This is a genomic window from Acetobacter syzygii (assembly GCF_000964225.1).
Lineage (GTDB): Bacteria > Pseudomonadota > Alphaproteobacteria > Acetobacterales > Acetobacteraceae > Acetobacter > Acetobacter syzygii.
Map to the genome: position 1 here is coordinate 34,628 of NZ_BAMZ01000019.1, position 11,438 is coordinate 46,065.

Here is an 11,438-nt window from a genome sequence, read left to right on the forward strand (position 1 = left end):
TACGCCCTGAATTTTAACCGATCCACCAAGCGGGCTGGCAGCCCACTTGCGCCATGAGCACCCCCATGCGCCTTACAACTGCGTTTGCCCGCCTTTGCCCAAAGCGGGAAACTCTCCGCTTTGCCGGCATTCTGCTGGGCTTGGGGGGCCTCTCCACCTTAGCGCTCCCACCTGTGCATTGTCTGCCAGTCCTGCTCCTGACCTTTGGGGCGCTGGGGCTGATCCTGAATGCCACCCAAAGCTGGAAGCGCGCAGCATGGGCGGGAGCACTATTCGGGTTCGGGTTCTATGCCGCAGGCCTTTACTGGCTGGTATATGCCGTTCTGATCCGGGCGGATGAGTTCTGGTGGTTTGTACCTTTTCCCTCCCTTGGCTGTGCGCTCATTCTGGCACCGACAGTTGCGGCTCCCGCCGCCCTTTGCTGCCTGTTACCCGCAGGCATACGCCGCCTGAGCGCTTTTGCCGCCTTGTGGACCCTGTTTGATATGGGTCGCACCTTTATTTTTAGTGGTTTTACGTGGAATGCTCTGGGCAGCAGCCTTGCCGTTCCCGGCCCGGTTGGCAGCCTGCTTATTCAGCCCGCTGCATGGATCGGGGAAGATGGGCTGACTCTGGCTCTTGTTCTGCTTGCCAGTCTGTGTGGTGCCATTTGGCTGGAACCAACAGTGCTGGCGCGGTGGATATGCCTGCAAACCGGCGCAAATCATACCCCGGCCCCCTCTCTCCCTGACTTGCGCAAGCGCGTTTTTGTGTGCTCGGTCAGTGGTGTTCTTCTCTGGTGTGTTGCCGGAAACGTGCGACTATCCAGCACCCACCCCACGGGTGAACCCGGCCCCATTGCCATTATGGTCCAAGGCAATGTGCCGGAAACTGAAAAGATTGGCCGACAGTCACCACGCGATATTTTTATGCGCTATCTGCGCCTAACCGCCGAAGGTGTGCATCATGCGCAGGCATTACAGGCCAGCCTGAACAAACCGGGGGAGCATTTCCGTCCGATTGTGTTCCTCTGGCCCGAAACAGCCTTCCCCGGCTATGATCTGTTACAGGATAGCCCCCATGCACGGCAGATTATCATGCAATGGGCTACGGGGGCTGATGCAGGAATTATTGGCGCGCTGCGAATGGATGACAGCGGACATTACCGTAACTCCGTTATTGCGCTTGCGCCTGACGGTGCCATGGAAGCTGTTTACGATAAAGCCAGACTGGTTCCTTTTGGGGAATACCAGCCACCGTTTATTCCCCTGCAAATCGTACCTCAGGGAGGCATGGCCGCAGGCCCCGGTCCACAGACCTGGCATCTGGCGGACATTCCCGCCGTTGGTCCGCTGATCTGCTACGAAGTAATTTTTTCAGGCGATGTGGTCAACAGCCATGACCGCCCACGCTGGCTGGCAAACGTGACGAATGATGCGTGGTTTGGCAACAGTGCCGGGCCACGCCAGCACCTTTCCTCCGTGCGCCTGCGCGCCGTGGAAGAAGGGCTGCCAGTAGCGCGCGCCGCCAACACTGGCATTTCCGTTGCGTATGATGGTCTGGGCCATATGATTGATCATCTGGGGTGGGGTAAAACAGGTGTTCTGGTCACCGCGCTCCCTGCCTCACTTCCGCCAACCTTATTTGGCAGGTTTGGTCAGTCCATTCCTCTTGCTTTGTGCGGTCTGCTGCTCCTGCTGGCCGGTGTGCCCCGACGGCCTGCTACGCGACAATCTGTTGCGCCCTCGCAAAAAACGACTATGCATTAAATAGGTAGGGTTTTTTATGGTGCAATTACTGAACGTTTTGGTGAAACATTCCCAATTTTCCTTTATGAAACGTTAAGATTGCATGTTATCCGTCCCCTTGTTCCAGCATTCACAGCCGCGGGAAAAAGCCCAGTCGTGAGCAAAACTGAACCTCTGACGGATCCAGCCCCCACGATAGTCACCCACGCCGAAACCATTGATGCCCATGTTGGCAAACGCATTCGGCTACGCAGGACACTGCTGGGTCTTTCGCAGGAAAAACTGGGAGAGGCACTTGGGGTCACGTTTCAGCAAATTCAAAAATACGAACGGGGTACCAACCGGGTCGGAGCCTCCCGACTGTACGACATTGCAACAGCACTGGACGTACCGATCAGCTTTTTCTTTGACGATATGACAGCAAGGCAGGATCTGGGCATGAACACCAAAGGATTTGCGGAAACACGCAAGCCTTTTGGTACACCGCCACCACCCGCCTTCCCTCCACCTCCCTTCCCCAACACAACCACACAAGCCATGACGGAAGAACAGGATCTTCTGGCCAGAAAGGAAACATTGGATCTGGTACGGGCCTATTACCAGATTCCGGATAAAACCTTACGGCAAAAAGTGCTTGATCTGGTCCAGTCCATGGCTAAACCGAGCTTTACGGATTAACCCTCCCCTTTTTGCCAGCATAGCCCGGCTGGCCTGCGCACAAAAAAAGAGCGATGCTTGCAAGCACCGCTCTTTTTATTACCTCAGCCCAAAGTCTGATGGCAGATCAGAAGCTCTGGTCATCTCCACCGCCCCAATCACCACCACCGGCATCACCACCCCAGTCACCACCGGCGTCAAATCCCTGATCGGCCTGCACACCGCCACCGGCAAAAGGGTCAGCTCCCGAATCACCATAGTTGTTCACAATGGTTTCATTGGTTGTGGTGCCACCCATGCCAGCATCTCCCACGCCCGCATCGTGGTGGCCGCTAAAAAGACTGGTCAGGGCATTGGCTGCCAGCATCCCACCTGCAACCCCGGTTGCCGTTGTAAGGGCACTGCCCAGAAAGCCCGAACCGCCCTGAAAAGCCGAAGGCTGCATACCATAAGGCATGGGCTGGGGCTGATACTGCGGAGGCATGGCTGGCCGACCACCCCACCCCGGAGGCGGAGCCGCCTGTGGCTGGGCAGACTGCCCGCCACCAAACAGACCACCAAAAAAACCACCCGACTTCTGCTGCCCTGCATTTGCCTGCTGCTGCGCGGCCTGTAGAGCCTGCTGTGCCTGCTGGAGCTGGAACTGGAGCTGCTGAATCCGATTCTGTGCCTGCACCAGAGCGGCTTCCTGCACCACGGCCATCTGGGTCACGCGGTAGCGGGCTTCGGGGTATTTCTGGAATTCCTGTGCAATAAACTGGTCCGCCTGCGGGTCAATCGCTGGCAGGTTGGGCTGGGTCCCCGGCACGCTGCCAAAACTGCCCTGAGCAGCCCCACCAACACGGGCCATAAATTTTTCAATAAGGTCGCGTTCTTCGTTTGTCATTCCATACCTTCCCGCCCTGCCGGGCACATTGCAGCACCAGAGCTTTCTGCCAGAACACTCTGACCAAGATGTGGCGTGCCGACAAGACTGTTACAAGAGAGTGTGCCAGCAGGGAAACCCTGCCATAAACGCCTCCTTCTCTTCCGGTCTTGCCCATGGGGCTGTATGGTGTGCCAAACCGTGCCCTGGGCACATCCAACCTGATCGTCATATTGCGGAGTTTCATCCCTATCATGGACCCGGCGTCTCCCCGCCCCACAGAGCGGGCTCTTTCCTTTCAGGATCTTATTCTGACCCTGCACCAGTTCTGGTCAAAACAGGGGTGCGCCATTCTCCAGCCCTATGATCAGGAAATAGGCGCGGGCACCCTCTCCCCCCACACAACACTGCGGGCTTTGGGTAGCAAGCCATGGAAGGCCGCATATGTGCAGCCTTGCCGCCGCCCGTCTGACGGACGTTACGGGGAAAATCCAAACCGGCTCCAGCACTATTACCAGTATCAGGTTCTGCTCAAACCCACACCGGAAGAAAGCCAGAAGCTCCTACTGGACAGCTACCGCGCCATTGGCATTGACCCGGACAAACACGACATCCGTTTTGTGGAAGATGACTGGGAAAACCCCACCATTGGCGCATGGGGGCTGGGATGGGAGGTCTGGTGCGATGGTATGGAGGTCACGCAGTTTACCTACTTCCAGCAAGTTGGGGGCATTCCCGTAACCTTGCCGTCCACGGAGTTGACGTACGGACTGGAACGTCTGGCCATGTATGTGCAGGGCGTCGAAAATGTTTACGACCTGGATTATAATGGAGCAGGCCTGACCTATGGTGATGTATTCCTGCGCGCCGAGCAGGACTATTCACGCCATAACTTTGAACTGGCCAACACGGACCTGCTCTTCCAGCACTTTACCGATGCAGAAAAAGAAAGCGTCGCCTTGGCAGAAGCAGGCGTTGCCCAGCCCGCATATGACCAGTGCCTAAAAGCCAGCCATTTGTTCAACCTGCTTGATGCACGCGGCGTCATCAGCGTAAGCGAACGCGCGGCCTACATTGGCCGGGTGCGCACACTGGCAAAACTCTGTTGCGAGACCTGGCTGGCAGGCGAGGACAAATAAAACCATGCCCGAATTGCTGATAGAACTTTTTTCTGAAGAAATCCCTGCCCGTATGCAGCAACAGGCAGGCGAAAACCTGCTCCGCCTGTTAACCGACGCACTGGCTCCCCTCAACCCGGTTGATGCACGCAGCTACACAGGTCCACGCCGCATTGCCGCAACACTCAAGCTGGATAGCATGGTGCCAGGACGCACCATTTCCGAACGGGGTCCGCGTGAAGGCGCGCCGGAAAAAGCGCTGGAAGGCTTTACCCGCAAGCACGGTGTTAACAAAGACGTACTGACCCTGCAAAACGGGTTCTGGGTTTTGGAACGCGAGGAAGCCCCTCTTGCGGCCGCCGTTCATATTGCTGCGGTCATGCCCGACCTGCTGCGCCGCTTCCCCTGGCCCAAATCCATGCGCTGGGGCAATGGCAGCACCATGACATGGGTCCGCCCCCTGCGCCGGATTGTGTGCCTGCTGGATGGGCAGATTGTTCCGTTCTCTATGGCAACGGCGGAGGATAATGGGCATCATCTTTGTGCCTCCAACCAGACCGAAGGACACCGCTTCCTCAATCCCGGTGTTATGGATGTTCACAACGCGGCACAATGGCAGCAGGAACTCCACGCCCGCCATGTTATGGTACATGCAGCCGAACGCCGCCAGACCATTACAACCGGGCTTAACGCCCTTGCCGCAGCAGAGGGGCTGAGCATTGTCCCCGATGCCGGACTGGTGGACGAGGTCGCGGGTCTGGTCGAATGGCCGGTGCCATTCCTCGGCCAGATCGACACGATTTTCATGGATCTGCCACCCGAGGTCATGCAGGTGTCCATGCGGGTTAACCAGCGCTACTTTGCCTTGCGCAACAGCGATGGTTCCGCCGCACCGCGCTTTGCCTTTGTTGCCAATATTATTCCAACCGATGATGGCTCTCTGGTCGTCAGCGGTAACGAGCGCGTGCTCCGTGCCCGCTTTGCAGATGCCCGCCACTTCTGGAATCTGGACCGCAAGCAAAGCCTTGCCTCCCGCGTGGAAGGGCTGAACAATATTACTTTCCATGCCAAGCTGGGCACACAGGGGGACCGTACCCGCCGGATGGTGCGTCTTGCGGGCATTCTGGCACAAAAAACTGGTGCCTCGCAGGAGCATTGCGAGCGGGCCGCCCTGTTGAGCAAAACAGACCTGACAACCGGCATGGTCGGGGAGTTTCCCGAACTGCAGGGGGTGATGGGTGGGTATTATGCCCGGCATGACAACGAACATGCCGATGTGGCACAGGCCATTAGCGAGCATTACACCCCTCGTGGCCCGGGTGATGAGGTACCAACAGCTCCTGTCTCTGTTGTTGTTGGGCTGGCTGATCGCTTTGATATGCTAACGGCATTTTTTGCTGCGGGCGAAAAACCATCCGGTTCCGGTGATCCGTTTGGACTGCGCCGCGCAGCTCTTGGCATTATCCGCCTGATCCGCGAAAACGGTTTACGTCTGGATCTGGTGGAAGTGTTTGTACTGGCAGCACAAGCCCTGCCCGAACTTTTGCGTACGGCACCGGATCTGGCTCTTCTGCCCCAGTTTATAGCCGAACGCCTGCGCGTACAGCTCCGTGCGGAAGGGGCTCGGCATGACTGCCTAGCCGCGATCTCTGTCGATAATGAAGATACCGACATTGTGCGCCTGCTGGCCCGTGCACAGGCACTCCAGACCATGCTGGAAACCGAAGACGGCAAAAATCTGCTGGCAGCAACCCGCCGCGCTGCCAATATTCTGCGCATTGAAGACAAAAAAGATGGCCCGCACGAGGGTATGCCCGACCCCGCCCTGTTCCAGCAAGAGGAAGAACGTACCCTCTACACCACGCTGCAAACGGTGGAACCCGCAGTGGAACAGGCATTTGCAGCAGAGCATTTTGCCGATGCCATGCGTGCTGCTGCAAGCCTGCGCCAGCCACTGGACTGCTTTTTTGAAGTTGTCACAGTCAACGCGCCAGAAGCAGAGCTGCGCCAGAACCGGCTTAAACTGCTATCGCGCCTTGTACGCATGATGCGGCTGATTGCGGACTTCAGCCAGATCGAGGGATAAAAAAACCACCTTCCAGCAACTGGAAGGTGGGAAACATAAAAGTAGCATTCAAATAGTTCATGGCGCGCACCTTAAGTGCGCGCCATATTTTTGTTTACGGGCCAGAGCGGGACCGACCGCCAAAAAACAGGCTGATAATAAGCAGCACAACAAAAACGAACAAAAGCACCTTGGCTATTTCTGAAAAACCGGATGCAGCACCACTGAACCCGAACAAAGAAGCCAGCAGGGCAAAAATAAGAAAAACAATAATCCACCGTATAAGTGCCATTACGACCTCCACTCACCCACGGTCCTGCCATGAATGCTTCATGATCCTTCTAGAGGCTTAACGCACAATGGCGACCACGGTTCGGTGGTCGCCATTGTGGACATAACACTTTGTATTGAGCGGACTTAGTGCTCGTCCGCTCCGGGAATAATATCATAACCAGCGCTCCCCGGTGCCGGACCGGGTGGAGGCGTATTCCCAACAGCAATACTGATCAACTTATCAGATGCGGGTCCAATCTCGCGCGCATCAATCGCCACGCCCAAATCCCCGCTGCTGCCACCACCAACCGCATAAAGGGTCTGCCCGGGTCGCAGCAGATCGGCAACACGCCCCGCCTCGCGCGGGGACAGATAAATAACCGAATGATCCTTGAGTATTGCCCCACACAAATGCCCACCAACATCGTACAGCGGCATCCAGACCTCCCCATGCAGCACAAGGTCTGGCCCTGCGATCATTTCGGGCGAATGCAAGGGCATTTCAATAAAGCTGTCCTGCACGGTGCGTCCACGCGGATTGGCAACACTAAACGCGCGAATAATAGGCAGAACCTGTCCTTTAATGCCGCGAATTTCTACCTTATCGCCAACCTTGACCAGCCCCGCAAATGTATGGGCCTGTTCGGGAGAAACAAAAACCTGCGTGCCATCATTAAGCACAAACCCGACAACACCACCGTGGGGGGCTGGCAAAAACTGCACGACACTCCCCGTAAACACGGGCAGGGCAGACAGGTCATACACGCCTGTTGCCTGCTTTTCCGTTGTTGTCTGCCTGGAGGCAAAAGATGCGGTACTGCTGCCTCCCCCCTTATGGGCAGGAGCAGCCACCGCAACCGAAGACGCCAGAATAAGACCAGACAAACTAAGCAAAAAGCGCATGGAACAACCACTAAGGACAGGCGCGCCCTGCCCATACAGGACAGAGCACGGCAATGCGTGAGACTCGGGTGCTATAGTCTGCCATGATGGACCATTCCCGCAAGAGCGGGAAAAGCGCGTCAGTGGCGGAAATGACGCATACCAGTAAACACCATGGCAATTCCGGCGGCATCTGCTGCGGCAATCACCTCATCATCCCTAATGGAACCACCGGGCTGAATAACGGCAGTCGCACCGGCTGCCACAATTGTTTCCAGTCCATCAGCAAAGGGGAAGAACGCATCGGACGCAGCCACAGAACCTTGCGTAAGCGGTGCGGACTGGCCCGCAGCCTTGGCTGCCTCGCCGCTTTTGCTGGCGGCAATCCGCGCGGAGTCCACACGGCTCATCTGGCCTGCACCAATGCCCACTGTTGCGCAATCCTTAGCGTAAACAATGGCATTGGACTTAACATGCTTTGCCACGCGGAAAGCAAAGATCAGATCCCGCATTTCCTGCTCGGTTGGTGCACGCTTTGTTACGACCTTCAGGCCTTCTGGGGTTATCTGTCCGTTATCGCGGGTCTGGGCCAGAAAACCACCGGCGACAGAACGCACAACCGTACCTGCCGCAGCGGGGTCAGGCAGGCCACCAGTCAGCAGCAGGCGCAAATTCTTTTTGCGGGCCAGCAGCGCCTTGGCATCTTCTTCCGCATCTGGTGCAACAATGACCTCGGTAAAAATGGTCGAGATTTTTTCTGCCGTTGCAGCATCCAGCGGACGGTTAAGGGCAACAATCCCACCGAAAGCAGAAACCGGGTCACACCGTAGGGCCTGATCCCAGGCCGTGGTCAATGCGCCAGAAACAGCGACGCCACAAGGGTTGGCATGCTTTACAATAACAACTGCCGGGGCATCAAATTCAGCAACGGCTTCGAACGCTGCATCCGTGTCGTTGATATTATTATACGAGAGCGCCTTGCCCTGCACCTGCACAGCAGTTGCCACACCCGGACGGGTGCTGCCATCGCGGTAGAATGCAGCCTGCTGGTGGGGGTTCTCACCATACCGCAGGATTTCCGCCCGCTGACCAGCCAAGGCAAACCGTTCGGGAAAAGCATCCTGCGCCTGCGCAGCAAACCATGCGGCAATCGCCGCATCGTATGCAGCCGTGCGGGCATAAGCAGCACCGGCATAAAAACGCCGCATATCCAGCGTGGTACCACCGTTACCCAACGCGTCAATCAACCCTTCATACTGGGCCGGGTCAGTCAGCACCACCACATGGGCGTGGTTCTTGGCTGCGGCACGGATCAGGGCTGGGCCACCAATATCGATGTTTTCAATGCAGGTTTCCGCATCTGCACCAGAGGCAACCGTTTTTTCAAAAGGGTACAGATTAACGGCAACCAGATCGATCGGGCCAATGCCATGTTCTTGCATCTGCGCCACATGGGCAGGCAGGTCGCGACGGCCAAGAATGCCGCCGTGAATTTTGGGCACCAGCGTTTTAACACGACCATCCAGAATTTCGGGAAAGCCCGTGTAATCCGAAACTTCCGTAACCGGCACGTTAGCATCCCGCAGAGCCTTGGCGGAACCACCCGTGGACAGGATTTCCGCCCCCTGCGCAGCAAGAGCGCGGGCCAGATCAAGCAGGCCGGTTTTATCGGAAACGGAAATAAGGGCGCGACGGATAGGAAGCGTCGTCTGGCTCATGGAGGGACCTTTCGCACGGCAAAAAACGTAATGCGGCTGATTAGCCAACATGCCGCGCGCAGGCAACCAGCCGAAGGAAAGAAGATGGACTGTACTTACCGGCGGGTAAACGTCCAGTACAGTGGCTGACGGCCTGCCGCTATGGCTTTGGCCTCATACCGGGTGGGGAACCAGCCATCTGGCCGCACCGTGGCAGGCGGTGGAGCCTCAAAATACGGCTGGGCCGACATGACCTCCTGCACCCATGCCTGATAGGTCGGGTCGTCACTGGCAACACGCCATACAGAACCGGGCTTGAGCACACGGGCGCACAAGGCAACATTCTGCGGATGCACAAAGCGGCGTTTGGCGTGCCGGGCCTTGGGCCATGGGTCAGGGAACATCAGAAACAGACGGTCCAGACTGGCGTCGGGCAAAGCCCGCAACACAAGCCGTGCATCATCATCCCACAAACGGAGCATATCTGGCAGAGGGGCTGTTGCCTCCTGCTCTACAGGCACCAGTTTGTTGAGCAACGAACATAGACCGTTGTGAAAAACTTCGGAGGCAATATAGCCAACTTCGGGATGGGCATTGGTCTGGGCCAGCACATGCTCGCCCCCACCAAACCCGACCTCGAACCAGATCTGTTCTGGCGTATGCCCAAAAACAGATGCCGGGTCTGCTGCCCGCTCCAGCGGAAACCGCAGGCGGGGCAGTGTTTCATCCAGCAGGCGCTCCTGACGGGGGCGCAAGGGGTGCCCTCGCTGGCGGCCATAGAGCCTTTCCGGCGGGGGCTTTACATCCACTGCTTCTGGCTGGCCAGTAACGGGCTGCCCCTTTGCCTCCGTCATGAACATTACGCCTTTAAATCAACGCTTCAGGGCGCTGCGCAGGGCGTCCACCAGATCGGTGCGTTCCCACGTAAAGGTGTCCAGCTTGTCATCCGGCGTACGGCCAAAGTGCCCGTAAGCGGAGGTCGTGGCATAGATCGGACGGTTCAGGCGCAGGTGTTTGCGAATACCACGCGGCGTCAGGTCCATGACCTCCCGCAGGATATTGCCCAGACGTGCTTCATCCACATCCTTGCCGGTTTCATCCAGATCCACATAAACGGACAACGGATGAGACACGCCAATGGCGTAAGAAAGCTGAATGGTGCAACGGTCAGCCAGACCAGCCGCCACAACGTTTTTGGCAAGGTAACGGCAGGCATAGGCCGCAGAACGGTCAACCTTTGTCGGATCCTTACCGGAGAACGCACCACCACCATGCGGCGCTGCACCACCGTAGGTGTCCACAATGATCTTACGCCCGGTCAGGCCGCAATCCCCATCGGGGCCACCAATGACGAACACACCGGTCGGGTTGGCATAAAATTCATTTTCCGGCGGCATCCAGCCTTCGGGCAGAACGCCCCGTGTCACGTCAAACAGACGGTCACGCAGGGCTGCCTGATCTGCACCTTCATCATGCTGCGTGGAGATCACAACCGAGGTTGCGCCAACCGGACGACCGTTCACATAACGCAGGGTCACCTGGCTTTTGGCATCGGGCTGCAAACCTGCAACGCGCGAGTCACCAGCGCGACGCAGGTCACGGATGGTGTGCAGAATACGGTGCGCATAATACAGCGGCGCAGGCATAAGGGTATCTGTCTCGTTAGAGGCATAACCGAACATAATGCCCTGATCGCCTGCACCTTCGTCCTTGTCCGAGGTGCTGTCCACACCAACTGCAATGTCCGCGGACTGTGCATGAAGGTAATTGGATGCTTCCGCATGACGCCAGGAAAAACCGGTCTGATCGTAACCAATGTCCTTCACGGCTTCACGGGCCAGATGGATCAGGTGATCAGATGTTACGGAATCCGGACCACGGACTTCGCCAGCGAGAACGATACGGTTGGTCGTTACCAACGTTTCACACGCCACGCGGGCTTCCGGGTCTGCCGCAAGATACGCGTCCAGAACGGTATCGCTGATCCGGTCAGCAACTTTATCGGGATGACCTTCGGAAACGGATTCCGAAGTAAACAGAAAATCGCCGTCTTTACGCATGATGGTGCCGTTCGCCCCACGCCAATGAAAAAAGGAAACAGGTAACCATCCCCAAAAAAAGGGGACGAGACCGTATGGCGGGATAGACAGCAAT

General features: G+C 57.2%; 10 protein-coding genes. 4 read left to right on the top strand and 6 right to left on the bottom strand.

The window, feature by feature from the left end:
• Positions 1–65 precede the first annotated feature (65 nt).
• A complete protein-coding gene (gene lnt, locus Absy_RS07655; protein WP_048854224.1) occupies positions 66–1,748 on the top strand; it encodes an apolipoprotein N-acyltransferase in 1,683 nt (560 codons plus the stop codon).
• 135 nt (positions 1,749–1,883) lie between these two features.
• Positions 1,884–2,405, top strand: coding sequence for a helix-turn-helix domain-containing protein (locus Absy_RS07660; RefSeq protein WP_181015895.1), 522 nt, complete (start codon positions 1,884–1,886; stop codon positions 2,403–2,405).
• A 106-nt stretch (positions 2,406–2,511) separates the two neighbouring features.
• On the opposite strand, the gene Absy_RS07665 is transcribed toward Absy_RS07660, so the two are convergent.
• Positions 2,512–3,270, bottom strand: coding sequence for a DUF2076 domain-containing protein (locus tag Absy_RS07665; RefSeq protein ID WP_048854155.1), 759 nt, complete (start codon positions 3,268–3,270; stop codon positions 2,512–2,514).
• Positions 3,271–3,503: 233 nt separating this feature from the next.
• Here Absy_RS07665 and Absy_RS07670 point away from each other — a divergent pair, with 233 nt between their 5' ends.
• Entirely contained in the window at positions 3,504–4,388 is an 885-nt protein-coding gene (locus tag Absy_RS07670) for a glycine--tRNA ligase subunit alpha (protein ID WP_048854226.1), read from the top strand.
• A 4-nt stretch (positions 4,389–4,392) separates the two neighbouring features.
• Complete coding sequence (glyS, locus tag Absy_RS07675) at positions 4,393–6,453, top strand: glycine--tRNA ligase subunit beta (protein WP_048854156.1); 2,061 nt, start codon at positions 4,393–4,395, stop codon at positions 6,451–6,453.
• A 94-nt stretch (positions 6,454–6,547) separates the two neighbouring features.
• Here glyS and Absy_RS07680 read toward each other — a convergent pair whose 3' ends face one another.
• From Absy_RS07680 to metK, 5 genes are all read right to left on the bottom strand, one after another.
• Positions 6,548–6,724, bottom strand: coding sequence for a DUF1328 domain-containing protein (locus Absy_RS07680; protein ID WP_025826588.1), 177 nt, complete (start codon positions 6,722–6,724; stop codon positions 6,548–6,550).
• A 125-nt stretch (positions 6,725–6,849) separates the two neighbouring features.
• Entirely contained in the window at positions 6,850–7,608 is a 759-nt protein-coding gene (locus Absy_RS07685) for an OB-fold nucleic acid binding domain-containing protein (protein WP_048854157.1), read from the bottom strand.
• A 119-nt stretch (positions 7,609–7,727) separates the two neighbouring features.
• Positions 7,728–9,305 carry a bifunctional phosphoribosylaminoimidazolecarboxamide formyltransferase/IMP cyclohydrolase gene (gene purH / locus Absy_RS07690; protein ID WP_048854158.1) on the bottom strand — a complete coding sequence of 526 codons (1,578 nt, stop codon included), beginning with the start codon at positions 9,303–9,305 and terminating at the stop codon, positions 7,728–7,730.
• A gap of 95 nt (positions 9,306–9,400) precedes the next feature.
• Positions 9,401–10,138, bottom strand: a complete 738-nt coding sequence (gene trmB, locus Absy_RS07695) for a tRNA (guanine(46)-N(7))-methyltransferase TrmB (RefSeq protein WP_084597003.1) — start codon at positions 10,136–10,138, stop codon at positions 9,401–9,403.
• Between the two features lie 18 nt (positions 10,139–10,156).
• Positions 10,157–11,344 (bottom strand): methionine adenosyltransferase, encoded by a 1,188-nt coding sequence (gene metK / locus Absy_RS07700; RefSeq protein WP_048854160.1) that lies wholly within the window; start codon positions 11,342–11,344, stop codon positions 10,157–10,159.
• Positions 11,345–11,438 lie beyond the last annotated feature (94 nt).

Coding starts and splice junctions, on each gene's coding strand:
- lnt (WP_048854224.1), top strand. CDS start 66: ATGCGCCTTACAACTGCGTTTGCCCGCCTTTGCCCAAAGCGGGAAACT.
- Absy_RS07665 (WP_048854155.1), bottom strand. CDS start 3,270: ATGACAAACGAAGAACGCGACCTTATTGAAAAATTTATGGCCCGTGTT.
- Absy_RS07670 (WP_048854226.1), top strand. CDS start 3,504: ATGGACCCGGCGTCTCCCCGCCCCACAGAGCGGGCTCTTTCCTTTCAG.
- glyS (WP_048854156.1), top strand. CDS start 4,393: ATGCCCGAATTGCTGATAGAACTTTTTTCTGAAGAAATCCCTGCCCGT.
- Absy_RS07680 (WP_025826588.1), bottom strand. CDS start 6,724: ATGGCACTTATACGGTGGATTATTGTTTTTCTTATTTTTGCCCTGCTG.
- Absy_RS07685 (WP_048854157.1), bottom strand. CDS start 7,608: ATGCGCTTTTTGCTTAGTTTGTCTGGTCTTATTCTGGCGTCTTCGGTT.
- purH (WP_048854158.1), bottom strand. CDS start 9,305: ATGAGCCAGACGACGCTTCCTATCCGTCGCGCCCTTATTTCCGTTTCC.
- trmB (WP_084597003.1), bottom strand. CDS start 10,138: ATGACGGAGGCAAAGGGGCAGCCCGTTACTGGCCAGCCAGAAGCAGTG.
- metK (WP_048854160.1), bottom strand. CDS start 11,344: ATGCGTAAAGACGGCGATTTTCTGTTTACTTCGGAATCCGTTTCCGAA.